At 39.2% G+C, this 25364-nt stretch carries 25 protein-coding genes; 5 read left to right on the forward strand and 20 right to left on the reverse strand.

Annotation, left to right across the window (positions count from 1 at the left end; translation table 11 throughout):
• Together pgmB and IGL13_RS12365 are read left to right on the forward strand one after the other, a co-directional pair.
• On the forward strand, positions 1-651 hold the full coding sequence (pgmB, locus tag IGL13_RS12360) for a beta-phosphoglucomutase (RefSeq protein WP_002354875.1): 651 nt from the start codon (positions 1-3) through the stop codon (positions 649-651).
• Positions 652-1113: 462 nt separating this feature from the next.
• Entirely contained in the window at positions 1114-1707 is a 594-nt protein-coding gene (locus IGL13_RS12365) for a PBECR4 domain-containing protein (RefSeq protein ID WP_002385181.1), read from the forward strand.
• A gap of 154 nt (positions 1708-1861) precedes the next feature.
• Here the strand turns inward: IGL13_RS12365 and IGL13_RS12370 are convergent, their stop codons facing one another.
• Positions 1862-1987 carry a hypothetical protein gene (locus IGL13_RS12370; protein WP_002383214.1) on the reverse strand — a complete coding sequence of 42 codons (126 nt, stop codon included), beginning with the start codon at positions 1985-1987 and terminating at the stop codon, positions 1862-1864.
• A 204-nt stretch (positions 1988-2191) separates the two neighbouring features.
• On the opposite strand from IGL13_RS12370, the gene IGL13_RS12375 reads away from it, so the two are divergent.
• Positions 2192-2398, forward strand: coding sequence for a CPBP family intramembrane glutamic endopeptidase (locus IGL13_RS12375; RefSeq protein ID WP_224561207.1), 207 nt, complete (start codon positions 2192-2194; stop codon positions 2396-2398).
• A 53-nt stretch (positions 2399-2451) separates the two neighbouring features.
• On the opposite strand, the gene IGL13_RS12380 is transcribed toward IGL13_RS12375, so the two are convergent.
• The 10 genes from IGL13_RS12380 to IGL13_RS12425 form a co-directional block, all read right to left on the reverse strand.
• Positions 2452-3423, reverse strand: a complete 972-nt coding sequence (locus IGL13_RS12380; protein WP_002381060.1) for a ribose-phosphate diphosphokinase — start codon at positions 3421-3423, stop codon at positions 2452-2454.
• Positions 3424-3597: 174 nt separating this feature from the next.
• Positions 3598-4035: a peptide-methionine (R)-S-oxide reductase MsrB gene (gene msrB, locus IGL13_RS12385; RefSeq protein ID WP_002354871.1), complete on the reverse strand. Its 438-nt coding sequence runs from the start codon at positions 4033-4035 to the stop codon at positions 3598-3600.
• A 132-nt stretch (positions 4036-4167) separates the two neighbouring features.
• A complete protein-coding gene (locus tag IGL13_RS12390) occupies positions 4168-4722 on the reverse strand; it encodes a Maf family protein (RefSeq protein ID WP_002378827.1) in 555 nt (184 codons plus the stop codon).
• A gap of 24 nt (positions 4723-4746) precedes the next feature.
• A complete protein-coding gene (mutL, locus tag IGL13_RS12395) occupies positions 4747-6879 on the reverse strand; it encodes a DNA mismatch repair endonuclease MutL (protein ID WP_430604608.1) in 2133 nt (710 codons plus the stop codon).
• A 31-nt stretch (positions 6880-6910) separates the two neighbouring features.
• On the reverse strand, positions 6911-9487 hold the full coding sequence (mutS, locus tag IGL13_RS12400) for a DNA mismatch repair protein MutS (RefSeq protein ID WP_002378828.1): 2577 nt from the start codon (positions 9485-9487) through the stop codon (positions 6911-6913).
• On the reverse strand, positions 9488-9859 hold the full coding sequence (locus tag IGL13_RS12405; RefSeq protein ID WP_002354866.1) for a RicAFT regulatory complex protein RicA family protein: 372 nt from the start codon (positions 9857-9859) through the stop codon (positions 9488-9490).
• Between the two features lie 87 nt (positions 9860-9946).
• A complete protein-coding gene (locus IGL13_RS12410; protein WP_002354864.1) occupies positions 9947-10744 on the reverse strand; it encodes a TIGR00282 family metallophosphoesterase in 798 nt (265 codons plus the stop codon).
• A gap of 159 nt (positions 10745-10903) precedes the next feature.
• On the reverse strand, positions 10904-12460 hold the full coding sequence (rny, locus tag IGL13_RS12415) for a ribonuclease Y (protein WP_002354863.1): 1557 nt from the start codon (positions 12458-12460) through the stop codon (positions 10904-10906).
• A gap of 396 nt (positions 12461-12856) precedes the next feature.
• Positions 12857-13903 (reverse strand): recombinase RecA, encoded by a 1047-nt coding sequence (gene recA / locus IGL13_RS12420; RefSeq protein ID WP_002354860.1) that lies wholly within the window; start codon positions 13901-13903, stop codon positions 12857-12859.
• Between the two features lie 113 nt (positions 13904-14016).
• Positions 14017-15261: a competence/damage-inducible protein A gene (locus tag IGL13_RS12425; protein ID WP_430604609.1), complete on the reverse strand. Its 1245-nt coding sequence runs from the start codon at positions 15259-15261 to the stop codon at positions 14017-14019.
• A 191-nt stretch (positions 15262-15452) separates the two neighbouring features.
• Between IGL13_RS12425 and IGL13_RS12430 the strand changes: the two genes are divergently transcribed.
• Entirely contained in the window at positions 15453-16658 is a 1206-nt protein-coding gene (locus tag IGL13_RS12430; protein WP_002367468.1) for a hypothetical protein, read from the forward strand.
• A 78-nt stretch (positions 16659-16736) separates the two neighbouring features.
• On the opposite strand, the gene IGL13_RS12435 is transcribed toward IGL13_RS12430, so the two are convergent.
• The 3 genes from IGL13_RS12435 to IGL13_RS12445 form a co-directional block, all read right to left on the reverse strand.
• Positions 16737-17366, reverse strand: coding sequence for an NAD(P)-dependent oxidoreductase (locus IGL13_RS12435; protein ID WP_002365397.1), 630 nt, complete (start codon positions 17364-17366; stop codon positions 16737-16739).
• Positions 17367-17424: 58 nt separating this feature from the next.
• On the reverse strand, positions 17425-17850 hold the full coding sequence (locus IGL13_RS12440) for an Rrf2 family transcriptional regulator (protein ID WP_002383201.1): 426 nt from the start codon (positions 17848-17850) through the stop codon (positions 17425-17427).
• A gap of 88 nt (positions 17851-17938) precedes the next feature.
• Positions 17939-18322: a YccF domain-containing protein gene (locus tag IGL13_RS12445; protein ID WP_002358999.1), complete on the reverse strand. Its 384-nt coding sequence runs from the start codon at positions 18320-18322 to the stop codon at positions 17939-17941.
• A 163-nt stretch (positions 18323-18485) separates the two neighbouring features.
• Here IGL13_RS12445 and IGL13_RS12450 point away from each other — a divergent pair, with 163 nt between their 5' ends.
• Positions 18486-19277 carry a hypothetical protein gene (locus tag IGL13_RS12450; RefSeq protein ID WP_002354848.1) on the forward strand — a complete coding sequence of 264 codons (792 nt, stop codon included), beginning with the start codon at positions 18486-18488 and terminating at the stop codon, positions 19275-19277.
• A 52-nt stretch (positions 19278-19329) separates the two neighbouring features.
• Here IGL13_RS12450 and IGL13_RS12455 read toward each other — a convergent pair whose 3' ends face one another.
• From IGL13_RS12455 to IGL13_RS12480, 6 genes are all read right to left on the reverse strand, one after another.
• Positions 19330-20466 (reverse strand): ArgE/DapE family deacylase, encoded by a 1137-nt coding sequence (locus IGL13_RS12455; protein ID WP_002367472.1) that lies wholly within the window; start codon positions 20464-20466, stop codon positions 19330-19332.
• A gap of 129 nt (positions 20467-20595) precedes the next feature.
• Positions 20596-21480 (reverse strand): RsiV family protein, encoded by an 885-nt coding sequence (locus IGL13_RS12460; RefSeq protein WP_002370130.1) that lies wholly within the window; start codon positions 21478-21480, stop codon positions 20596-20598.
• A 24-nt stretch (positions 21481-21504) separates the two neighbouring features.
• Positions 21505-22002: an RNA polymerase sigma factor gene (locus tag IGL13_RS12465; RefSeq protein ID WP_002354845.1), complete on the reverse strand. Its 498-nt coding sequence runs from the start codon at positions 22000-22002 to the stop codon at positions 21505-21507.
• 236 nt (positions 22003-22238) lie between these two features.
• Positions 22239-23720: a helix-turn-helix domain-containing protein gene (locus tag IGL13_RS12470; protein WP_002378832.1), complete on the reverse strand. Its 1482-nt coding sequence runs from the start codon at positions 23718-23720 to the stop codon at positions 22239-22241.
• A complete protein-coding gene (locus tag IGL13_RS12475; protein ID WP_002354843.1) occupies positions 23695-24180 on the reverse strand; it encodes a hypothetical protein in 486 nt (161 codons plus the stop codon). The genes IGL13_RS12470 and IGL13_RS12475 overlap by 26 nt, the downstream gene beginning before the upstream one ends.
• A 104-nt stretch (positions 24181-24284) precedes the next feature.
• Positions 24285-25364 (reverse strand): DUF916 and DUF3324 domain-containing protein, encoded by a 1080-nt coding sequence (locus tag IGL13_RS12480; protein ID WP_002354842.1) that lies wholly within the window; start codon positions 25362-25364, stop codon positions 24285-24287.

Below are 25364 nucleotides of genomic sequence, written 5' to 3' on the forward strand. Positions count from 1 at the left end.
ATGACGATTGGATTTATTTTTGATTTGGATGGTGTCATTACTGACACCGCCAAATTTCATTATCAAGCTTGGAAAGCGTTGGCCGATTCGCTAGGCATTTCCATTGACGAAACCTTCAACGAAACATTAAAAGGCATTAGTCGGATGGATTCCTTGGACCGCATTTTAGCCCATGGCCACCGTGAAAATGCGTTTACTCCAGCAGAAAAAGAAGCCTTAGCTCAGCAAAAAAATGACCACTACGTTCAATTATTAGAACATTTAACAACAGAAGATGTTTTACCTGGTGTCGTGCCATTGCTACAGCAAGCCCAAGCACGTCACATTCCCTGTGCCGTGGCTTCGGCTTCAAAAAACGCGCCCCTGATTTTGGAAAAATTAGGCGTGCGCGCGTACTTCGCCACAATTGTCGATCCCGACTCATTAAGCAAAGGCAAACCTGATCCTGAAATCTTTTTAGCCGCCGCTGACAGTATTGGCGTGCTACCGCAAAACGCCATTGGCTTTGAGGATGCACAATCAGGCATTGACGGCTTGAAAGCCGCGGGCATCTATGCCGTCGGCTTGTCGGCCAGCCAACCCTTAATCGGAGCCGACATGCAAGTTTCTGAAATGACTGAACTAAGCGTTGATGCACTGCTCAATCGCTAAAGAAGGACAAGAACCTTTAGTAGCAGGCACCTCTTTTCATCTACATTGTATCTATGCTAGAATGTAGATGAAAAGAGAGAGATGCGTCAACACACCTCTCTAGTGTAGAGCCGTTTGAGACGGTGACCTTTTGGATTAATTAAAAATAACCGTACTTGATCAAAGTTGACGGTTATTTTTTATTGTCATTACACTCCATTATTGGATTAAAAAGGATTGAGTTGAACGTGGTTCTGTGGTAGACTTTTATTAGAAACAAGTAGATGTTTCTTGATGATCAGGCATCATAATAACTCAATACTGAAATCGGAAGTAATAGCCGATAGTTGGCGAGCAACAGAAAAACTCGATATAGAATTGGACGTAGAGCCAATAGTTGGTGAGCAACAGAAAAACCTGAATTATATTTGAAGTTTAAAGAAGGCAAGCTAAGCTTGGCTTCTTTATTTATAGGAGAAACTAATGATTGAGAAAAAAGATTTTGACACAATTAGAAAGGCGTTCTTAATTTATGACACCAACTTCAATAATCATATGTTCACTTATACATATCAACATCGGAAAACAAAGAAATTGTTAGAAATGAACGTTCAATTTGAAGCTGGGAATTTTATGCATTTATGCGGAGTTGACTATTATCAAATAGATAAACAAGGGAGCTGTAAATTTCGTTTTAAGGCTACTCAATTTTACAGAGCTTTAAAAAATAATAAAGTTTCACTGCGCGGGATTAAACCTAAAGATGATGGAACCACAGGCCAAAAATTACAAGTAATTCCTCTATTAGAAATGCTTATTTCTCCAGGTGTACGAATATGCGATGGAGGAAAATTTTATAATTTACAGTATGAAAAAGCAATTCGTTCAGGCAAAATGATTGTGGCGTTAACATGTAAAGAGAATAACAAAAAGTACGTTCCACAATCTTTATTATCGTTAATAAATCAGCCACGAAAGAGCCAATCGAAATCTTTAACTGAATCCCATGAAGTAATTAAAATAAGTAAGTCTGAGCTGAATAGCACCTCAGTAATTGAAGTTTACGATAAATTTTAACAAAAAAGCGGGCTAAATAGACTATAGGCAAAGAGAAAAAGCCCAGAGGTTTTTCTCCTCTTTAACAGCTTTTTAGTTTCCAAGGACCAATACTTTACTATTAGCAACGAAGTTCACGGTCCTTTGTGCTTGTCTCCACGTTCATTTCTTTTGCTTATTGTTTAAATCCTACTAACGGAAAAATGAAATCAACGAATTTTATCCCCGCATAAAAACATAGGGCAAACATCAAAATCTTAATTAAGATTTTGACAATTGGTCGTTCAGTTATCTTTTTCATTTGTATACTCCTTTCCAATATTTTTAAAGCTCCAACCTTTTTAATCTTTTTGACATCTATATTTTATCTAATTATAATAAAACTCACAATAGAGGAAGCATCATTTTTTCATTTCCTTTTTATCCCTTGATTAGTAGTTCAATTTGTAAACATATCATTCTGATAAAATAGGAAAGGTGGTTGTTATAGTATCGAGACAAAATTATCTACAAAGAAAAAAACACCTCTCGAAGTGTCTTATGTAAAATATTTTTTTCTGGTCTTTTTTTTGGTCTTAGCCATGGACTATTACCATCAATTTCCATGCTTTTTTATTGTGGAATGGGCTGGGTTTTAGCCTCTACCTATTATTTCTGTAATAACAATCTCACGTATCCTCTTGCGATTCATTTGCTATTAAATAATTTATAATACACAAAAAAAACCGCCCACATCAGAAAAATGATGTGGGCGGTTTTTTGTAATTATTTATTTTTTGTTTCAAATAACGGACTAACTGGTTTGTTTTCGTGGATACGTTTAATCGCATCTCCGATTAATTCACCAACGCTGACTTCGTCAATTTTAGCAATTTTACGATCATCAGATAGGTAAATAGAGTCTGTTACAACTAAGCGTTCAATTGCTGAATCTTCAATACGTTGTAAGGCTGGTCCTGATAAAACGGGATGTGTACAAGAAGCGTAAACGTCTTTTGCTCCGGCTTCTTTCAATGCGTTTGCAGCAAGAGAAATTGTCCCCGCTGTGTCAATCATGTCATCAATTAAGACACATGTTTTGCCTTCCACATGACCAATGATATTCATTACTTCTGCTACGTTCGCTTTTGGACGACGTTTGTCAATGATCGCAATTGGTGCTTTTAAGAATTCTGCCAATTTACGTGCACGCGTTACACCACCATGGTCAGGGGAAACAACAACGACGTCATCGCCTTGAATGCCGTGTTCGATGAAGTAATCGGCAATTAATGGTGCACCCATCAAATGATCCACTGGAATATCAAAGAATCCTTGAATTTGGACCGCATGTAAGTCCAATGTCAACATTCTTGTTGCACCAGCTTTTTCAATCATGTTTGCAACAAGTTTAGCAGTGATTGGTTCCCGGGCACGTGCTTTACGGTCTTGACGTGCATACCCATAATAAGGCATAACCACGTTAATTGTTTTAGCACTCGCACGTTTTAACGCATCAATCATGATTAATAGTTCCATTAAGTTATCGTTAACAGGGCTACTTGTTGATTGAATGACGTAAACATGTGCACCACGAATACTTTCTTCAATATTCACTTGAATTTCGCCATCACTAAATTGTGTTACAGAGCACTTTCCTAGCTCCACACCCACAGCATCCGCAATTTTTTCTGCTAAGGGACGATTAGAGTTCAAAGAAAAGATTTTCAATCTTGGATCAAAATAATGTTTCGACATTAGAACCTCCACTTTCTATTTCAGCCAATTCGTTAAAACTGAACAATACTTTCCTTCTAAAATAATAGTAGTCCTAGCCAAATAAATCAAGAGATTTTCTGTATTTCATACAAGATATTCATCAAAAGTCGCTTTCTTCTAACTATTTTATCGTATTTGTCTAAAAAATGAGGATTATTTGAATAAAGAAAGGTACTCGCCATAGCCTTCTTTTTCTAAATCTGCCACTGGCACAAATCTCAAAGCTGCCGCATTAATGCAATAACGTAAGCCGCCTTCTTGGAGTGGGCCATCAGTGAAAACATGCCCTAAATGTGAATCCGCTTCTTGACTACGAACTTCTACTCGGTGCATGCCGTGACTAAAATCAGCTTTTTCTTTGACGCCACGTTTTTCAATTGGTTTGGTAAAGGATGGCCAGCCGCAACCAGCATCGTATTTGTCCAGGGAGCTAAACAACGGTTCGCCACTAACAATATCTACATAGATTCCGTCTTGGTAAAAGTCATCATATTCTCCTGAAAAAGGGCGTTCTGTTGCGTTTTCTTGTGTGACGGCATATTGAAGATCCGTCAAGGTTTGTTTTAATTCTTCTTCTGTTGGTTTTGTCATTCTGTCCACTCCTTTTCTTCTGTTCAATTTATTGGGTTCAATGATACCACGTTTGCCAAACAGGCACCTAATAGTTTGCATAGTAAAAGACAGTCCTTTCTCTTTTTGACGAATGAAAAGGACTGTCTTTTATTAGTTGAATTCTTTTAGTAGTCGGGCTACTTTGGCAATTGGTAAACCCATAATGGCGTAATAATCGCCAGCGATTGCTTCAATTAGTAATGCTCCTTGTCCTTGGATACCATAAGCGCCTGCTTTGTCGGCATATTCTGCGGTATCTAAGTAAGCATGGATTTCCGTGTCTGTCAGTGGATAAAACGTCACGGTTGAATGAACTGTCGCGGAGCGTTCTTTTTCCCCTTGTTTCAACGTCACACTTGTATACACGTCATGTGTTTTGCCACTTAGGAGGCGCAACATGCGATAACCGTCTTCCCGAGAAGTCGGTTTGCCGAGGATCTCTCCCGCCAATGCCACAATTGTATCGCAGCCAATGACTAGTGCTTCGGGGGATTGCTCTGCTATAGCCGCTGCTTTTTGGGCAGCCATTTGCGCCACATATTCTGCTGGTAAGCCGTCTTTGCCAACAGTTTCATCGATATCGGCTGGTGCAATCGTAAAAGCTGGGACCACACGCTTTAATAACTCCTGACGGCGAGGAGATTGGGATGCTAAAATAATTTGCATAAATTGATGACGCCTCGTTTCTTTTTAATGGGGGTCTTGAATGCGTTTAAACATTCGTTCCATATCTGAATTCGTAAAATGAATCAGCACCGGACGTCCATGCGGACAATTAAACGGATTTTCGCACAAGGCTAAATCTTTTAATAGCACGCGTGCTTGTTGCTCATTGAGGTAATGATTGGCTTTGATGGATCGCTTACAGCTCATCATAATGGCAGTTGCTTCACGGAATTTTTTCACGCTGACCGAGCCAGTTGTTAGCAACATGTCAATCATCTCGCGAACAATGCTTTCCTCTTCGCCTGCAGGATACCAAGTTGGGTGCGCCCGCACAATGAAACTATTTTGTCCAAAGTCTTCCAAATGGATGCCGACTTCCGCAAGGGTTTCTTTCTGCTCTTTAATTTTCAAGGCATCGCTATTTGGATAATCAATAACGATTGGTACCAATAGTTCTTGTAAATCATCACTGACTTCGCCAATTTTTTCACGGAAGTACTCGTATTTAATTCGTTCTTGGGCAGCGTGTTGGTCGATAATAAACAGGCCATCTTTGCTTTGTGCGAATAAATAAGTTCCGTGCATTTGACCGAAGTATTCTAGCTCAGGAAAACGTTCTGTCGGTCGTTCTTCTTCCAACTTGTTCAGGGCTTGTTTCAGTTCTCTTTGACTCGTAGCGCTATTGGCATCGAATTCTGGGTGAAGTTTCATTTCTTCTTGGAAAACCTCGTCAGCAGCCTCTGATGAACGCAGAGAAGGTTCTGAATCAGGCACTTCAGTTATTTTCGTTTCTTCGGCTATTACCTGTTGCTCATTACTAGCTGTTTCCCAATGATTTTCGGAATCAACAGCTGCCGAAGAGGTTTCGTAAGCTGATGTTTCTTCCGCTACACTCGTTGATTCTGGCACTGGCGGCGCAAATGGGTCGTCCATTGGGTCCACTGCTCTTTCTGTCTGGTTGACAGCTTCAGGGGCGCTTGAGGCTGGTGTTTCGTCTGTCGCATGTTCCGCATAGAAGCGGCCTGTTGCGGGATTATAGCTTAAGCTGCCCGGTCGTTGTTTTACCGCAGGTTGTTCAGTCGATAGAGGAATTTCCATTTGTTCGGCTTTAGGTTCTGGCGGTAGTTTCTTTTTAAAACGCAAATTGTCTGCCGCATTGGGAATCAACTGTTCTTGGCTCAACACTTCTTGAATCGCCTGTTCAATTAATGCCATTAAATCTTTTTCTTTACTTAAACGAACTTCTTGCTTAGTAGGATGGACATTGACATCGACTAACAGCGGATCCATTTCAATTTCTAACACAGCAATTGGAAAACGCCCCACCATTAGTTTCGAACCATAGCCGGCTACAATTTCTTTATTTAACGCGAAATTTTTAATATAACGACCATTGATAATCGTTGATAAATAGTTGCGGCTGGCCCGTGTGACTTCTGGCAATGAAACATACCCTGTCAAAGTAAAATCAAGGTCTTTTCCTTCAATTTTCAACATTTTCTTTGCGGTACTAATGCCATAAATCCCGGCAATCGTTTGTTTTAAATCACCATTGCCTGTTGTACTCATCATTTTGTGGCCGTCATGAACTAAGCGAAAAGCGACTTTAGGGTGGCTTAACGCCAGACGATTGACAATGTCACCGATATTGGCCAATTCCGTTTGGATCGTTTTGACGTATTTCAAACGAGCAGGCGTATTATAAAATAAATTAGAAACGGTCATTTTTGTGCCTTTACGGAGGGCTGCTGGTCGGTTTTCTTCGACCTTGCCCCCTTTTAGAATCACATAGCTGCCTTCTTCTTCCTCAGCTGTGGCAGTTTCGACAATCATTTCAGAAACTGAGGCAATACTTGGTAAGGCTTCGCCTCGGAACCCCAAGCTGCGAATTCGGAACAAATCATCTCTTGTATGAATTTTGCTTGTGGCATGGCGTTTGAAGGCATTCAGTACATCTTCTTTGGCAATTCCTTCACCATTATCAATAATTTGAATGGTTTTCAAGCCAGCTTCTTCAATAAAAATATCAATTTGAGTGCTTCCTGCATCCAGTGCATTTTCCACCAATTCTTTGACGACAGAAGCGGGACGTTCAACAACTTCACCAGCAGCAATCTGGTTGGCTAGTTGTTCGGATAGTTCTTGAATTTTCCCCATTTCACGACCTCCTAACCGGTTCGGTTCCTAATTAGATACGTTTTTGCAATTGATGAAGCATGTTTAACGCATCTAGTGGTGTCATTTCTAATAGATTCATTTTCTTCAATGTGTCAATGACACTTAATTCTTCTGTTGAAACTTCTTTAAATAATGAAAGTTGCTCGGTTTCTTCATGTACTTCTGAAACTTCTTCATGATGAACTGAAATTGGAATCGTTGTTTCTTCCGCTTCTAAAGCGGATAAAATGGTGGCTGCTCGTTCTAAAAGCGGGCTTGGTAAACCAGCGATTTTAGCAACATGTATCCCATAGCTCTTATCAGCAGGTCCTTCCATCATTTTATGAAGAAAGACCACTTCGCCATCTTTTTCGACAGCGCCCACGTGAATATTCTTCAAGCCTTTTAAGGTTTCATCTAGAACAGTTAGTTCATGATAATGTGTAGAGAATAGCGTTTTGGCTTGTACTTCACGATGGATATATTCAATGATGGCTTGCGCTAGCGCCATTCCATCATAGGTTGCCGTGCCGCGTCCTAATTCATCAAATAAAATTAGGCTGTTAGGCGTGGCGTGCCGCAGTGCTTGGTTGGCTTCCATCATTTCTACCATAAAGGTACTTTGCCCTGCAATTAGATCATCAGAGGCCCCAATCCGTGTAAAAATTTGATCGAAAATTGGCATTTCAGCACTTTCCGCTGGTACAAAACAGCCAATTTGCGCCATGACCACCGTCAAAGCCAATTGACGCATGTAGGTACTTTTCCCTGACATGTTTGGTCCAGTAATCAAGAGAATATCTGTTTCTGGGTTCATGCGGATACTGTTTGGAATGTATTCTTGATGCCCTAAAACTTTTTCCACGACTGGGTGTCGTCCTTCGACAATCGCCAAATTTTTCGTGTTACTTCTTAACGTTGGTCGAACGTATTGATACCGTTCACTAATTGTTGCAAAAGATTGTAAAACATCAACCGCACTAATGGTTTTAGCCAGTGTTTGCAACCGATCAATGTTCGTTTTCACTTGTTCTCTCACGGCCAAGAACAATTGATATTCTAGTTCAACTGATTTTTCTTCGGCTTCTAAGATTAAACGTTCTAGTTCTTTTAGTTCTGGCGTAATAAAGCGCTCCGCATTAGCTAATGTTTGCTTCCGCTCGTATTTTCCTTCTTCTAAATTCGCTAAATTTGACTTAGTGATTTCAATGAAATAACCAAAGACACGATTGTAGCCAATCTTCAAGTTTTTAATCCCTGTTTCTTGGCGTTCTTTCGCTTCTAACTCCGCTAACCATTGCTTACCATTGCGCATGGCATCACGGTATTCATCTAATTGGTCGTTATAGCCGTCCTTAATAACGTTTCCTTCAGTAATTTGTAAAGGGGCTTCTTCATTAATCGCCGTCGCAATCAATGCCACTAAATCTTCAACAGGGTTTAAGTCGACTAACAAATCATCCCATTCCCCTTGATTGATCCCGACAATTAACTGTCGAATCGTTGGTACTTGTTCTAAAGAGGTCCGTAATTGAATTAAATCACGCCCATTCACACTGCCGAATGCCACGCGTCCTGCTAACCGCTCTAAATCATACACGTTCGTCAATGCTGCTTGCAAATCCAAGCGTTCAAAATAGGCATTTAATAAGGATTGCACCATTTCTTGACGCTCCTTAATTTGACGTTCCTGAATTAGCGGACGATCCAACCATTGTTTCAACAAACGGCCGCCCATAGCTGTTTTCGTTTCATCTAATAGCCACAATAGAGTCCCTTTTTTCTGTCCTGTTCGAATCGACTGACTCAATTCTAAATTGAATTTAGAATAATGATCCATTTTCAAGAAATGATCTGGCTGATATTCCACAGCTTTCTGAATATGGGACAAGCTCCGCTTTTGGGTAACGGATAAATAAGATAATAATTTGCCTGTAATTTCAATTTCTAATGGATTAATCAGTTCATTGGTTAAAAAACTAAACTCGGCATTTTCTTCCACCGTTTCTTGTGTCGAAAAGATGATGTTTAAACGTAAACTTAAGTTCTCTTTTAACGATTCAGGAATCCCTGAACCTAGGACCATTTCTTTTGTTTGCAACGCAGAAGCTTCGTTTAAAACGCCCTCTTCATCAGCCAAGACTGCTGTTTTTAATTCGCCTGTACTCAAGTCTACATAGGCAAAACCGAACTGATTACCATCTGTTAGCACAGCGGTTAAGTAATTATTGTCTTTGGCTTCCAAGCCTTTACTATTCATCACCGTCCCTGGCGTTACCAACTGGACCACTTCTCGTTTGACCATGCCCTTGGTAGTCTTTGGATCTTCCACTTGCTCACAAATCGCTACTTTATAGCCTTGCTCAATCAACGTATCAATATAGCCTTGCGCGGCATGATAAGGAACGCCACACATAGGAATCGGATCATCCGCATTGCGGTTACGACTGGTTAACGTCAATTCTAAGATTTGCGCTGCATTGATAGCATCTTCATAAAATAATTCATAAAAATCACCTAAGCGATAAAATAAAAACGCATCCTTGTATTGGGCCTTAATGGATAAATATTGTTCCATCATGGGTGTATTTTTTGTCTTTTGTGGCATTTAATTCCCTTCCTTCTCTAGCTCTTCGTTCACGCGGTATTGAATGAGCGCCGTGACATGTTGGACTAAGTCATTGGCTTCGATCAGTTGTTCGCGGTAGGCTACAACGAGTGGGTGCTCATCAAACTCTTTTGTTTTCGCATCAGCTCGTTGAATGGCTTCTTTTTCAGCAGTTGGTTTGCCATAGTGAGCAAATTGAACCGCATCTTTTTGCGCAGCTTTAATTTCTTCCACTAATTCTGTCAGCTTTTTGTTTTTCTTTACCTTTTCTTCAATCGCTTGGTAGCGCTGAATGACTTCATCTTGTCCAATTAAATGTAACAATTTTTCTAATTCTTTATTACTTTGTGCATCTAAATTCAACGGCTCCATTTTTTCACCTTCATCTTTCACCGGCACTTTTTCTATAAGAGCAGAAAAAGTTAACCTCTTAATGATCCGAGATTAACTTTTCTTCTATTATTCTTGAAACGGGCGATCTTCGCTAATCTGAATCGGCTCAATCATCTTCGCTTGGCCCGTTTGGTCATCAATCTCTAAAATACAGGCAGATAAAATTGTCCGCCCTGTTTCGACTACCTCAAAGCGCTTCGGCAATGCTGTCATAAACTTCTCAATAATCGGTTCACGCTTCATTCCTAGAATCCCATCATAAGGTCCGGTCATACCGACATCACTTAAGAAGGCTGTCCCTTTCGGTAAAATCCGAGCGTCATTTGTTTGAACATGCGTATGTGTTCCAACAACGGCTGAAACTTGGCCATCTAAAAACCAGCTCATGGCTTGTTTTTCGCTTGTCGTTTCGCCATGAAAATCCACAAAAATGAGCGGTGTCCGTTTGCGAGCGATAGCCACTAGCTCGGCGGCTTTCTTGAAAGGATCTTCCAATGGCACCATAAATGTGCGGGCCTGTAAATTAATCACCGCTAGTTCCAATTGATTGACTTTCACAAAAACCATTCCTTGACCAGGCACATCTTCTGGAAAGTTCGCTGGACGAACCATTTTCTTCGCATCATCAATGAATTCAAAGATATCCTTGTTGTCCCACGTATGGTTACCCATCGTAACAACATCGACACCATCTTGCAAAAATTTCTTATAAATCTTGCCAGTAATTCCCCGACCAGATGCCGCATTTTCACCATTGGCAATGGTCACTTGTGGACGATATTTTTTCTTTAATTTAGGGACATACGTTGCTAGGGCTTCTCTTCCTAAAGAACCGACAACATCTCCTATAAATAATATACGCAAAAAGGTTCCTCTTCTCTTTTTAACATCTCTTGTTTATTATAGTTGTTTTCGCTTTGAAAAGAAAGTTTTGGTTTTAAAAGATTAAAAAAAGTGTCTCAACGAACAATCCTTGCAATTGTTCGTTGAGACACTACACGCGATACTTATTCGCTTTTTATTTTATTTCGCATAGTCAACGGCACGTGTTTCACGGATAACCGTTACTTTGATATGTCCTGGATAATCCAAGTCATCTTCAATTTTCTTCCGAATGTCTCGAACTAAACGAACAGATTCTAAATCAGAAATTTCTTCTGGTTTCACCATGACACGAACTTCACGTCCTGCTTGAACAGCAAAACTTGAATCAACGCCTTCAAAACTATTAGAAATATTTTCTAAGTTTTCTAAGCGGCGAATGTAGTTTTCTAACGATTCACTACGTGCACCTGGACGGGCTGCAGATAACGCATCTGCGGCTGCCACTAAAACAGAAATAACTGAGGTTGCTTCCACATCACCATGATGCGAGGCAATGGCATTAATAACTACTGAATTTTCTTTATATTTCGCAGCTAATTCTGCGCCAATCTCAACGTGAGAACCTTCAATTTCATGATCTAATGCTTTCCCAATATCATGTAGTAAACCTGCACGTTTGGCTAATTGAACATCTTCGCCTAATTCGGCGGCTAAAACGCCAGCCAGTTTTGCTACTTCGATTGAGTGGTTCAAGACATTTTGACCATAACTTGTTCTGAAACGTAAACGGCCTAAAATTTTAATTAAATCAGGATGTAACGTATGAGCACCTACTTCAAAGGCTGCTTGTTCTCCGTATTCACGAATCCGTTCATCCATTTCTTTACGTGATTTTTCTACCATTTCTTCGATACGAGCGGGATGAATCCGACCATCTTGGATTAATTTTTCCAAGGTCATTCGAGCGATTTCTCGTCTGATTGGATCAAATCCGGATAACACAACCGCTTCTGGCGTATCATCAATGATTAAGTCAATCCCTGTTAATGTTTCCAATGTACGAATATTACGTCCTTCACGACCAATAATGCGACCTTTCATCTCATCATTTGGTAAAGTGACCACGGAAACAGTTGTTTCAGAAACAGAATCGGCGGCGCAACGTTGAATTGCTAGGGAAAGCAAGTTCTTCGCTTTGCGATCAGATTCTTCTTTGGCACGTTGTTCTGACTCCTTGACCATCAAGGTTAGTTCATGATTCAACTCTTCTTCTGTTGACTTCATAATAATCGATTTTGCTTCTTCTTTTGAAAGGGAAGCAATTCGTTCTAATTCTTGATGTTGCTGATTAATTAAGTTTTCTACTTCTTTTTCTCGCTCATCAATTAATTGCTGTCTAGCACCAAGTTTCTCTTCTTTTTCTTCCAGTGAGCCTTCACGTTTTTCAAGAGAGTCATCTTTACGATCCAACGTTTGTTCCCGTTGAATTAAACGATTTTCTTGAGATTTAAGTTCTAATCTGCTTTCTTTCAACTCACTTTCAATTTCTGAACGATACTTCTGGTTCTCTTCCTTAGCTTCTAGCAATGCTTCTTTTTTCAGTGTTTCTGATTCTTTCCGAGCGTTCTCGAGAATACTCGACGCTGAAATTTTTGCACCATTTATTGCTTTATCATGACGTGACTTTGCAATAACAAATCCTAAACCAAGACCGACAATCAAACCGACGATAGCGAGGAGAATATTTAAAACCATATTTCCACCTCCATACTATCTTTTTGTTAATTCATATCTTGTAGTTTTTTGATAAACTAAAATCAATTATCAATATGCCTACTTGCATATTTGTGCATACACACAATTTTATTCTAATGTTTGTCGCGAAAGGTGTCAACTTAAAAAAGCCCTTTCTTTTGGAAAGGGCAGCAAATATTAGACAACGTCACATTTTTAGGTTTCCGCCATCACAAATTGTTTAAATTTTAGAACAAACGCCGCATAGTCTGCTGTTTGACTAAGCTGCTTGATGTGGATGGGTTCGGACATGGACAACAGTCTATTTAACAATTTAGTTCTAAACAAAAAAAGACAACACCTGTCCTGTTCAGTAAGTGTTGTCCTTCTTCTTAACGAGTCGTATTCACTCGTTATTTATTCATCTAAGGGTAATTCTTCTTGACCTTCTGCTTCTTCTGTAATGGTTGAACCGTCACCGATGCCGTATGCATCACGGACCAATTTAGACACTTCTGCCATCATTTCAGGATGATCCGCCATGTATTGTTTGGCATTTTCACGGCCTTGGCCAATTCGTTCTTCTTTGTAGCCATACCAAGCACCACTTTTGCTGATAAGGTCTTTTTCCACAGCCATATCTAGTAATTCGCCTTCTTGGGAAATCCCTTGGCCATACATGATATCAACTTCTGCCACTTTAAATGGTGGCGCCACTTTGTTTTTAACGACTTTAATTTTTGTGCGGTTACCGACGATGTCTGTTCCTTGTTTTAACTGTTCTGCACGACGGACTTCTAGACGAACCGTTGCGTAGAATTTCAATGCACGTCCACCAGGAGTTGTTTCAGGATTTCCGAACATCACGCCAACTTTTTCACGAATTTGGTTAATGAAAATAGCAATTGTTTTTGTCTTATTAATTGAGCCTGATAATTTACGTAGTGCTTGAGACATTAGTCGAGCTTGTAAGCCGACATGGCTCGCTCCCATCTCACCATCAATCTCTGCACGAGGAACTAACGCAGCAACCGAGTCGATGACAACGATGTCAATCGCACCACTTGAAACTAAGGCATCGGCAATCTCTAAGCCTTGCTCGCCCGTATCTGGTTGAGATAAAAGTAATTCATCAATGTTAACGCCTAGTTTCTCCGCATATTGAGGATCCAATGCATGCTCAGCATCGATAAAAGCGGCTGTTCCACCATTTCGTTGCACTTCTGCAATTGCGTGTAAAGAAACAGTTGTTTTACCTGAACTCTCAGGACCATATACTTCAATAATTCGGCCACGTGGATACCCACCTACGCCCAATGCAACATCTAACGCTAAAGAACCACTAGGGATAGTTGAAATTTTTTGATCAGCTTTTTCGCCTAATTTCATAATAGAGCCTTTCCCAAAGTTCTTTTCAATTTTTTTCAGTGCGGCATCTAAAGCCACTTTACGATCATCTGCCAATGGATAATCCTCCTTTAATTTATATAAACTTATTTTTCATTTCCTGTTAGTAGGTCTATCATATCTCTTTTGTACCAAAAAAGCAAGAAAAAACCGAACAAACATTCGCGTATTTATTTTTTATTAATGATTCGGCGCCGCAAAAGATCTAACCCTCGCATAACCGCACTCTGTCTAATATAATTTCGGTCACGGTTAAAATGGAAACATTCTGCAATGGTTGGTTGGCCTTCTTCCGCCAGCCCAATCCAAACAGTGCCTGTCGGTTGACCTTCGATTGGGTCACCAGCGACCCCAGTAAATGATAAACCATAGTTAGATTTAGCTAACTGACGCGCTTTCTCTGCCATTTCTTTGGCACACGCTTCACTTACCGTGCCATGTTCTTCTAAAAGTTCATGAGAAATTCCTAAAAAGTTCTCTTTTGTTTCTTGCGAATACGTCACGAAGCCTCCCTTAAAAATCTTCGAAGCACCCGCAATTTCCCCCAGTGTACTTTGGAATAGGCCAGCGGTGAGGCTCTCAGCAGCCATGACGGTTTGTCCGTTTTGTAATAACAAATCCACTGTTACCTTGGCTAAACTATTGTCATCCCCATACCCATAAAAATAGTCTCCCACTTTAGCTAAAACCTTTTCTTCCGTCGCTGTTAATAATTCTTCGCCAGCTACTAAGTCTTTTGTTTTAACTGTTAAACGAAGTGTCACTTCATTAGGCTTAGCATAAGGCGCAATGGTTGGATTCGTTTGGTGCGCAATCAACGATTGAATCTCGGTCACCAGCTGTGATTCACCAATGCCATAAAAACGCAAGACTCTTGAAATCAATTGTTCTTCTTGTGGAAACGCATTAATCAATAAAGGTCGTGCCGCTTGTTGGAACATCGGAATTAATTCATTGGGCGGCCCTGGTAAGAGCAAATAGCTTGTTGTGCCTTCTGTTACGAAAGAACCAACCGCTAATCCTGTCGGGTTTTGAAGAACTTGTCCACCTTCAATGGCTAACACTTGTCGTAGATTATTTTCCGTCATTGGCCGCTTAGACTGTTGGAAAAACTGGTGTAAGCGGTTCAATCCTTCTTGATCTTCTACTAATGATTTATGGAGATGTTGTGCGACAACTTGCTTGGTTAAATCGTCTTCTGTAGGTCCTAGCCCTCCACAAAGGACAATTAAATCACTTCTTTGTTCTGCTTCTGTTAGTAGCGTTTCTAAGCGGCCGCCGTTATCGCCAACAACGGTCTGATAGTAAACATCGATGCCTAGCGCAGCTAACTCTTCTGATAAAAAGGTGGCGTTGGTATTCACTACTTGTCCAAGTAATAACTCTGTTCCGACTGCAATGATTTCTGCTTTCATTGATTTCCCCTTCTCTAATAACATACGTAGTTAAACTCACTTTCCATTTTAGCACAACAAAATTTTTACAAAAGAATTTGAGCTTCAGGAAATAATTTTTTTATCAGGAAATTTATTAATTATTACGAAAAAAATGTTCATTTTCTCACAATACATTGTATAATAACGTTATATCGAAAGGAGAGAAATGAATGAGTGTAGTATTAGTACTTTTGGGTCTATTAGGGTTACTTGTCAGCGGGGGTCTGACTATCAAAGCATTAATCAAGAAACAACCGAAAAAACAATATGGCTATGCCGCATTAGCAAGTGCCGCTCTATTTATTGGTGGGGTTGCCACGACAGATTCTTCCCCAACGCTTTCACTTGATGCAGAGAGTGTTGAAACCGATGCCAATGGCTCAGCCACCATCAAAGGCGAATACGACGGCAACAGCAAACTAACGGCCAATGGCAAGGAAGTAAAAACAAAAGACAAAACGTTTGCTTACAAAGTAAAACTGTCCGATGAAAAAACGCAAAAAATCACCTTTGTGGCTGAGAAGAAAGATACCAAAGTTGAAAAATCAGTCGAAGTCACACCATCAAAAGAATTTATTGCAAGCATCACAGATTCTGAACAAGAATTGGCCAAAACAGAAAAAGCCTTAGCTTACGCTGAAAAACAACCTTCTCAGAAAAACTATGATGAAGCCGCAACCTTAGTATCTTCATTAAGTCAAGAATACGAGGAATACAATGATCGCCTTGAAAAAATCAAAGAAGCAGTACCTGTTGATGAAGCAGTTACAACTGCTGAAAAATCTAAAAGTAAAAGCGATTATCAAGCAGCTGAAAAATTAGTAGCTGCTGCCCCAGTTGGTAAAGAAGGATTTCAACAACGATTAACGACTGTTCAAACCGCTATCGCTGAAAAAGAAAAAAATGAACAATTAGTCGCCAGTGCAACTGCCGCTGTTGAAAAAGCTGAACAAGAACCAACCAATGAAGCTTACTATAATGAAGCGGTCAAACAAATTGACGCTTTAAACTCCCCAAATCAAGCTTTAACAAAACGGGTAGCCGTTGTTAAAACTCAATTAGATGCCCACAAAGAAAAACAACGAAAAGAAGCAGAAGCTCAGAAACTAGCCGCTGAAAAAGCGCAAAAAGAACAAGCCGAAGCGGCAGCAAAAGCGCAAGCTGAAGCAGAGGCGCAACAAGCCGCACAGGCGCCGGCAGAAGTCGAGACGGCTGCTGCGGAAGCACCAAGCGGTAACGCCTTAATTAAAGGGTCACGTAATGGAATTTATCATGTACCTGGAAGTAGATATTATAATAGAACTACGAATCCAGTAGCTTGGTTCTCTACTGTTGAAGAAGCAGAAGCAGCAGGATACCGAGCACCCAAACAGTAAATACATTAGCAATAATTAATCAAACAAGAAAATGGGGCCTCCGTTGTTTTAACGGAGGCCCCATTTTTCTTGTTTCTTTTATTGATACACACTAATTCGTTGATTTGGGTGTGCATTACTTTCCACTTCATCTAACATGGCAACGGCGTAGTCTGCGTAACTAATGTAGCTGTCACCTTGACTATTGGTTGTTAATTCTTCGCCAGCGACTTCATAATGGCCTGTCGCAGGACCATCAGCATCAAACATGGCTGCAGGACTAATATAGGTCCAGTGGATGTTTTGAGCTTCTTTCAATAAGTTTAAAGCTTCGCCCATCGCCGAAGCTAATGGCTGAATTTCTGCTGGGAATGATGGTGTATCTTTTAATTGAGTTGTGTGTTCTGGGTCCACATACAAGGTTCCAGCGCCCCCAACGACAAACAAGCGCGTTTTTTGATTGGTTAAAATCTCAATCAAATGCTGGGTAGATTTGGGGAAATCTTGCACATCAGGGAATCCTAAGGCACTAATTAATACATCAAACGCTTGAATATCTTCTGTTGTTAATTGATAAACATCTTTTTCAATGGTCGGTGTGCCATCTGTTATTTTTGAGGCATTACGAACGATGGCTGTCACGTCCATCCCGCGACGTTTAGCTTCTGCTAAAAGTAATTGTCCTTCTTTTCCTGTTGCTCCTAATACTGCTACTTTCATGTAAATCATCCTTTCATTTTTAAATAGAACTAAAATAGTTACATTTAATACTTTAAAAGTAGAGAGATTACTTATCTCTCTTAACTTCTATTTCATGAATCACATCTGCTAAGGTGATGCTTTTCAATTCTTCTTCCATTTTTTGTTGCACTTTAGTAAATTCAGTTTCTAGTACCGATTGGATATTTGCCCCAACGGAACAGTTTGGATTAGGATTTTGATGAATATTGAAAATCTCTCGTTCCAATTCAACCGCTGTATAAATTTCATACAGTGAGATCTCTTCTGGTTTCTTTAATAAGGTATTTTTATTGGCTCCACGCATGGAATGAATCAAGCCGGCTTTTTTTAACTGACTCATTAGTCGTCGAACAACGACTGGATTCGTATTCACGCTCGAAGCAATGTATTCAGAAGTCACTTGTTCTTGAGGACCTGTTTCAATCAAACTTAAAATATGAATCGCAACACTTAATTTCGTTGACATGGCCATGTCTAATCACTCCAAACTAAATGTAACGTCATTTGTTACATTTACAGAATACGCTGTTTCGTTTTATTTGTCAATGAGAAACCTCTGACTATTCAAAATAAAAATCATTTGTTGAAACAACACGGGCCCCAAACGGCATTAACGCTAATTTCGCCAATTTAAAGGATTGTTGCCCAAACGGAATACCGATGATTGTCAGACAAAGCAACAAGCCACTAATACAATGCCCAATTGCTAATGGTAGTCCACTGATAATCAGCCAAATAATATTTACCACCAAAGATACGCCGCTATCACTATACACGACTCGCTTTTTAAACGGCCAAAAGCTCAACCCCGCTAATTTAAAACATTGTAAACCAATCGGAATACCGATAATTGTAATACACCAAATCACGCCTGCGAATAGCCAAGATAAGCCACCAAAAAAGCCGCCAAAGATGAACCATAAAATATTGCCAAGTGTTTTCATTCTTGTTCCTCTACTTTCCTCATTAAAAATTATGTATGTGAGTAAGTATACCACGAAAGCTTCTTTTTGTTTCAAACAATATTGTAAGGTTGCTGACTCGTTAAAAGACGAAGACGCTGTTTCATGATACAATGAAGAAACTAACGATAAAGGAGCAGACTTCATGGACTTACATTTAACCGTTGATCTAAAAAAAACAAAGACACTCATTGACTTAGCCGATCAGGCCCACTTAATCATTGAACAAACAACTAAATTACCGAAAAAAGAGGCAGCGATTCTTTTCTTGCTAAGAGATAACCAACTAGTTGCTTTAGGACTTGCTGAAGAAAAAGCTACATATAAAGAAGTTTCTTTTGATCACTCGATTTTATTGAAACCGACTTGGGACACAGAACTTGCCTATTTAGCGCAAGCTTTCCTAGATGATGCGAAAGAAAGTGGTTTAACATTGGAAGCAACCCCAGCGACAGTCAAAATTCCGAAAAGTGCGGTAGCGACAGTGACTAACTATAAAGAAACAGTCACCTTTATCTTGGAACGTTTTGGCTACTCTCTGTTTAAAAAACCGGCGCCGAAGAAAGCCAGACCAGCCAAAGCACGCCACAAATGGACAAAAGAAGTCAGCCAAATTCCTTTTTATATTGATACTCGACAAAGCAAAGCAACTGTTTTTTGGCAAAAGCGCAATGAAATGCTTATTAAAGCTGGCGCGACAATGATGCCAGAAGCCCCTTTAAATAAAGACGGGTCTGTCGGTTTCTCCGCTAGATTTGGTGAAAAACTTCGTGATGAACGCAAGGGCCAATTTAAAGACTTTGTCACAACGGAAGATATCGTCTTAAAAAGCGTTAATGAAGTCGGCTTGTTTCTCTATTTTGCTGGAACAAACAGCTGGTTAGAGCTAGTTGATGAGAACGGCAAAACTTTAAATGAATGGACTGTGGTGGAATAAACCTTATAAAAAATGTCACGCCTGAACTTTACGATTCAGGCGCGACATTTTTTTAATTTAAATAACTTTTTGCTATCGCTTGATACTTATCAATCATATCTAAATAATTATCAATTTCGACATATTCGTCGACTTGGTGTGCAGTAGTGGTCACACCTGGTCCAAAGACAACGCAATCAAATGTATTGTCTGATTTAGTAAATTCAGCTAAGTCTGTGGTCCCAGCGCTTGTCACTAATGGTAATGGTTGATCAAATTGGGCTTGAATGGCTTGAATTAACGCAGAATCTTTCTCAGCTTTTACAGGAATTTTATTGTAATCAATCGTTAATTCTAACTGATGTTTTTCTTTTTTGTTCAATTCATCGACAATTTTTTGTAATAATGCAATGACTTGATCGTTGCTGAATTCTGGAATTGAACGGATATTCCCTTGCAAGGCTGCTTGACCTGGAATACTGTTCACTTGTGTGCCACCTTTAATGACGGTTACATTGTGAATCGTTCGACCTAATTCAGGATTTTCATAGTTTGCTGTGACTTCCGCCATTTGTTGGTTTGCTTCTGTAATAAATTCGTTCAAATTATTAATCGCGTTAATGCCTTCTTCTGGCATCGAACTGTGGGCTTCTTTTCCGTGTGACACAACAGAATAGTTAATTGAACCCATGTGCGCATACATCAAGTTATAATTGGTTGGTTCTCCAATGACTAAGGCACTTAAATCATCCGCATAGCCTTTTTCAGTTAATTGGCCAGCACCTAGCTCACCGACTTCTTCACCAACTGTACCTAAAAATTTAACCGCTCCATTTAATGGAACTTCCTTTTCTTTTAATTCAATCATTGCTAGAACCATTGCGACTAAGCCGCTTTTCATGTCCGTTGCGCCACGGCCATACAATTTATTTCCTTCAATATGGGCCGCAAATGGCGGGAAAGTCCATTGACTTTCGTCCCCTTCAGAAACCACGTCCATGTGGCCACTAAACCCTAAGACTTTTTCTCGGTTTTCACCTAAATAAGCAACCAAACTACTACGATTTGGTGCATAAGAAACAAGTTCAGAAGGGATCTCATATTTCTTCAAAAGATTTTGTAAATAGATTGCCACTTCTTCTTCGTTTCCATTTACAGATTTAATTTTAACCACATCTTGTAAAATACTAATTTTTTCTGATTTTTCCATTGCCATTCGCCCTTTCTTGTTATGCTTAATTCTAGTGTACGCTTCTCTCAGTAAAACCGCAACTGACTTGGTTAGGTCAGCAAAAAACACGCGACAGTTTTAAGAAATGTCGCGTGTTTTTTACTGAGTTTATTTTAAATAATTAGGCGCTGCCAATTCATTCTCAATGACTTGATTAGGAATCACAAATTCAGGGGTGCCCATATAGTAAGGCGCAATCTCTCCTTGAGGAAACACAATCACTAATTGGTGTTTTTCATTGATATAGAAAGGTTGGTCCTTTTTAATTTTTTTGAAGGGTTGAACATCACTGGGGGCATCCTCTTTTTCGGACCAGTATATTTTATTGCTATCGTTCTTCATTTGGTCTGCTATTTGTTGTTTAATTTCACTACTAATGACATCAATGTAAAAATCATTTTTAAAAATTAAGGGGAGTGAAACGACAACATTGGCTCGTTTGTCGATGGTGTCATATTTCGTTGTCGTCGCAGAGCTGCCTTTAATTTCTGTGAAGGTTCGTTTGACCACTAGGAAGCGACGGTCGTCCACGACTTTTTCATAATCTCCAGTGACTGAAACACGAGAACCATCAAACAATTGCCCTTTGACTTGTTGAAATTCTGTTTGGGCTTCTTTCAAGTATTTTTTGTTGAGCGTGTCGGCTACTGAAGATTCTTGGGATGTTTGGATTTTAGGGACATCGATGTTTACTTCACTTTCCTGTTTTTTCGCTGTCAACGTTTTTATGGTGACTAATTGAACAATTTTATCTAACACAGGAATGTTGCGGGCTGCTTCACTAAAACCTGGAAACAAATTGACTGATAAGACAAAGCCACAAGCCACCACTACACTACTTTGCAGTGAGCGGTTTCTAAAACGAAGCCAGGTGTACCGCTTTTTCTCTTTATGAAAACGCGCTTTGACTTCCGCTTGTAGATCCGTTGGCAACGGTTGTTGGCGGTATTCTTTTGAAAAGTTTTTAACAACGCTTTTTACAAAATCTTCCATTATTTTTTCGCTTCCTTTCTTTTACTAATTCAATAGACTTCGGAGTTCATTCAAACTGCGGTACATCTTCGTTTTAATCGTATTTTCGTTAATATCCAGGATCAAGGCGATTTCTTTTAGCGTAAATCCTTCAAAAAATTTTAATAGAATAATTTCACGATTGGGACTATCTAATTGATTAATAATTTCTTCAATTTCTAAAAAACTGCGTTGGGGATTATTTAAAAGGGCTAACACATGTTCATCTTTTTCAATATGAACAGCTTCTCGTTTCTTTTTACGCCAATAATCTGTCGCTACAGAAAGCAGAATTCGAAAGAACCACGCTTCAAAATCCTTAATATCGGGTCCTTTTTGGATGGCCTTCAGTGCCTTTTCAAAGCTTTCTTGAATCACATCCAAGGCATCTTCTTTCGAATGTGTATAGTTAAAGGCAATGCGATACATTTTTTCATATTTGGTATCCACAAGCGTTTCTAACGCGCGAATTTGTTTTTTTCTTTTCCAACCATCGAAAACCATCGATTTCTGGAACCTCCTTTCCTGTACACTTATATAGACGAATCACAAGCATAAAAAGTTTCAACTTTTTTATTATTTTTAATTTTTATATTCTAAAAGAAAAAGCGTGGTACAAAAATCACTTTGGATTTTTGCTTCACGCTCAAAATCTGATAAACGGCGGGAACAGAACCAGCTCCTTCGGAAATAAGCCGAAATTATCCAAAAATTAAAGAACAATTTCCGGAAATTTCTTCTTATTTCTCGGAGCTAAGCGGTGCTGTCCCGACCTTGTTTTCTTCTCCCGAGTGCGGTCTTAGTGCACTCAGCGTTTTAATAAAATGCGACCAATCAACAGGACGTGGTGGCGCTAGCCAAATAATTTGAGTAATCTCAGGCCAATCGACAAAATGAATATCCGATAAAATTAATTGTACACTTTCATCTACATGTGCTTTGAAAATGATATTCCATTCCGTAATTTTTTCAATATTTTTTTGTATCATACGATTATAGGCTTCACCAAAGGAAAAGTCGACACACAATGTAATCGGAGCCAAAACTTTTTTCAATGGTAACGCATCCACCATTAACAACAGATACCGATAAAATAAAAACTGTCTGGCATCCCAAACAGCGGGATTCGTTTTTTGTTCTTGAATAAATTGTCGACTAGCAGAAAAATACTCTGTATACGTTTCTGCAAAGTAGGTTATATCCATTTTGCGATAACTATAGTTTGCTTCTATTGGAAAATGGAACAATTTAAAATGTACGATTGTTACTTTTTGTTCAAAACCTTGCAGGACTTCCTCGGAAAGCTGAAATTGTATTTTTAAATAGCTTAACAAGTCACGATTCAATTGTTGAATTTCTGCAAATCTTTGGCAAAGTGCTGCTGAAGCTACTTGAAGCCACTCTTCAGCAATTAAAAATAAGAGTAAATAATTGCCTTCGTTTGTTCGTTGTGGTTCTGGGATTTGAAGACTCTCTAACCAATTGAAAACATTCTGCTGATTGTCACCGGCTAATTGTTTTAACACTTGCGAATCTACTTTTTTCTCTACATAAAACTGTTGCTGCGTTCGTACTAAAGAAACCGCCAAAAAATGAAAACATTTAGCTTGTGCATAGCCCGCACGTTGATTAAGATGTACCTTCTCAGAAAAAAATAGCTCAAAGTTCCGAATCTGCTCTAAAACTTTTTTACCGTACAATGAAAAATCACGTTGGTATAATTGTAAAAAAACCAGTGTTGTTACTTCGCGTAAATTGGTTTCATTTCCCACTAAGTGAAATTCTTTATTAATTGTAATTTGATAATTTTCCAGCATTTTCTTTAATTCCTTGAACTCCTTATAAGCCAATGTGTGACTAACAAAGTGTTCTAACGCAAACTCATTTACAGAATCAAAACGCTGAAAAAAGAAATCTTGAAACATAGCAAAACGTAACGACTCTTTAATATAGCAATCAATCAAAGTAGCGGAAGTTTCCGTTCCTGATTCATTAAGAGTTAAGAAAATACCATCGCTCACAATTTGAAAATCCTCTGATAAACCAAATTCAATAAAATCGGCATTTAATTCAGCGACCGTTTTGTTCACGATAAATTCAGATAATTCTAACTCCTGCATTACGGTTTCTTTTGACTCTGTTAACATCGGTGCATTTTCCAGTAACTGAAATAAGGCGATTTTTCTTTTATCAACTTTATTTAAAAACATCATCAATATCATAGACTTCTCTCACATCCATTTTTTTCCCATACAATCCATTTCCTGAAAGAAAGTACCCAACCGCTGCTAAATAGCTTTCAGATTCTTCATCGCCGCCTGCACCAAGTCCGTTAGGAAAGACAAAATCTTTATTCACTTGTAAGGGATGAGCCGTTGTTTCTTTTGTTTGTTTCTTTTTTTCTTTTGACATTGCCGGTTTCTCCACAGGTTTGTCTTTTTTCTTGGGTGAAGGCTTTTTTTCTTCAGAAGGAACCGTAGTTTTTTGATCTTCCGGAGGGGTCGGCGCAGGTTGTTCCGGTTCTGACTTTTCCTGAGGGGTGATTGATTCTGGTTTTGGTTGAATTTCTTCCGTTGGTTCTAAGGGATTATAAATAGGTGTCGCCAATGTTTGAATTGGTTCTATTTCGACAGCCGTAAAAATTAGCAAAGAACTAAATAAAAAAAGATACTTTTTTCTCATGGCTTCTCACTCTCTCTACCTCTACTTTATGGGAAGCAATTCCTTGTAAAAGTACCTTTACTTTTACAAGGAAAACCCTTTTTGTCAATAGATAGCCCTTTTTATTACTCAGATTGTTGTTCTTCCTCTTTTTTCTTTTTACGATACAAGAAGAAAATCAATAAGAGCAGCGCTAGAATGATTAATGCAATCAGTAGATACAACCACCAATTGGTTCCTTTAATGGTTACGTCTTTTTCATTTAATTCTTTAGCGACGTCCCCAGAAATAGTAAATTCTTTTGTAAATTCCCATTTGTACAGGTACCGTTCTTCACCATTGGCGCCTTTGACTTGATAGGTGCCCTTTTCATCTTTTACACCATAGGCCGTTGATTTCAAGACATATTTTCCTGGCGTTAATCGTTCCCCTTTTAAAGAAATTGGGTAACTAAAGTTAGAGTTTGGCGCCACTTGCATATCCTCAGTATCGGATTGGTAAAGCGTTTCGCCTCCTTTTGAAACAGTGTTGATTAAATGTAATTGGTTTAAATAGGCCGCTTGTGGGTTTTGTAAAGAAACATTGATGACGTTTCGCGCGTTGACTTGGCCTGGTTTAACCCCCAGTAATTTTAAATCTGGTTGAACCTTTGTCTCATTTTGCTGAAGAATAATAGCCACAACATAGGAGTATTCATTATTAATAGCTAACCCTTTTGATTGATCCGCAGAAGTCGTGGTTTCTTTCTTTTTCTCTTTGAGTGTTATACCGCCAGCCATCACGCCATCAAAAGAATCTTTAGGCATTGTGATGGTTAAAGGTAAGGTCTTTTGGGAATGCTTCGGCAAGATGATTTCTTTCGGTGCTTCCACATAATCTTTTAAGTTAAAGCGTAAAGTTTTGTCAGGTTTGATCCCGTTTTGGCCATATTCTACTACGCCATTTAAATTTGTTGTCGCTGAGTTCACCGTATTTTCAATGGTAATGTCTTCATCTGTATCATTGCGTAACTGAATTTCTACGGTTTGTTTGGCACCAGGCGCCATTTTTAAGTCAAAGTAGGTTTTTGATTTGTCCACTTGATTTTCGGGAATTGTTGGTGTGACCGCAAAATTAAATTCAGAAGCGTGCGCCTCCACGCCAATCCAGCCAAATAACATACAAGCGATTACCGTTGCATATACTTTCCATCTGTTCATATTCAT

Origin of the sequence: Enterococcus sp. DIV1937, from assembly GCF_050535975.1 — a bacterium.
In the GTDB taxonomy this organism is placed as follows: domain Bacteria; phylum Bacillota; class Bacilli; order Lactobacillales; family Enterococcaceae; genus Enterococcus; species Enterococcus faecalis.

Bases quoted from the DNA above. Each gene is read 5' to 3' on its own strand.
- IGL13_RS12480 (WP_002354842.1), bottom strand. From the start codon at position 25,364: ATGAATATGAACAGATGGAAAGTATATGCAACGGTAATCGCTTGTATG.
- IGL13_RS12430 (WP_002367468.1), top strand. From the start codon at position 15,453: ATGAGTGTAGTATTAGTACTTTTGGGTCTATTAGGGTTACTTGTCAGC.
- IGL13_RS12380 (WP_002381060.1), bottom strand. From the start codon at position 3,423: ATGTCGAAACATTATTTTGATCCAAGATTGAAAATCTTTTCTTTGAAC.
- rny (WP_002354863.1), bottom strand. From the start codon at position 12,460: ATGGTTTTAAATATTCTCCTCGCTATCGTCGGTTTGATTGTCGGTCTT.
- IGL13_RS12405 (WP_002354866.1), bottom strand. From the start codon at position 9,859: ATGGAGCCGTTGAATTTAGATGCACAAAGTAATAAAGAATTAGAAAAA.
- IGL13_RS12465 (WP_002354845.1), bottom strand. From the start codon at position 22,002: ATGGTTTTCGATGGTTGGAAAAGAAAAAAACAAATTCGCGCGTTAGAA.
- IGL13_RS12445 (WP_002358999.1), bottom strand. From the start codon at position 18,322: ATGAAAACACTTGGCAATATTTTATGGTTCATCTTTGGCGGCTTTTTT.
- IGL13_RS12365 (WP_002385181.1), top strand. From the start codon at position 1,114: ATGATTGAGAAAAAAGATTTTGACACAATTAGAAAGGCGTTCTTAATT.
- IGL13_RS12370 (WP_002383214.1), bottom strand. From the start codon at position 1,987: ATGAAAAAGATAACTGAACGACCAATTGTCAAAATCTTAATTAAGATT.
- IGL13_RS12425 (WP_430604609.1), bottom strand. From the start codon at position 15,261: ATGAAAGCAGAAATCATTGCAGTCGGAACAGAGTTATTACTTGGACAA.
- pgmB (WP_002354875.1), top strand. From the start codon at position 1: ATGACGATTGGATTTATTTTTGATTTGGATGGTGTCATTACTGACACC.
- IGL13_RS12435 (WP_002365397.1), bottom strand. From the start codon at position 17,366: ATGATTTACATGAAAGTAGCAGTATTAGGAGCAACAGGAAAAGAAGGA.
- IGL13_RS12460 (WP_002370130.1), bottom strand. From the start codon at position 21,480: ATGGAAGATTTTGTAAAAAGCGTTGTTAAAAACTTTTCAAAAGAATAC.
- mutS (WP_002378828.1), bottom strand. From the start codon at position 9,487: ATGCCACAAAAGACAAAAAATACACCCATGATGGAACAATATTTATCC.
- IGL13_RS12390 (WP_002378827.1), bottom strand. From the start codon at position 4,722: ATGCAAATTATTTTAGCATCCCAATCTCCTCGCCGTCAGGAGTTATTA.
- IGL13_RS12475 (WP_002354843.1), bottom strand. From the start codon at position 24,180: ATGAGAAAAAAGTATCTTTTTTTATTTAGTTCTTTGCTAATTTTTACG.
- IGL13_RS12450 (WP_002354848.1), top strand. From the start codon at position 18,486: ATGGACTTACATTTAACCGTTGATCTAAAAAAAACAAAGACACTCATT.
- IGL13_RS12440 (WP_002383201.1), bottom strand. From the start codon at position 17,850: ATGGCCATGTCAACGAAATTAAGTGTTGCGATTCATATTTTAAGTTTG.
- IGL13_RS12455 (WP_002367472.1), bottom strand. From the start codon at position 20,466: ATGGAAAAATCAGAAAAAATTAGTATTTTACAAGATGTGGTTAAAATT.
- IGL13_RS12470 (WP_002378832.1), bottom strand. From the start codon at position 23,720: ATGATATTGATGATGTTTTTAAATAAAGTTGATAAAAGAAAAATCGCC.
- msrB (WP_002354871.1), bottom strand. From the start codon at position 4,035: ATGACAAAACCAACAGAAGAAGAATTAAAACAAACCTTGACGGATCTT.
- mutL (WP_430604608.1), bottom strand. From the start codon at position 6,879: ATGGGGAAAATTCAAGAACTATCCGAACAACTAGCCAACCAGATTGCT.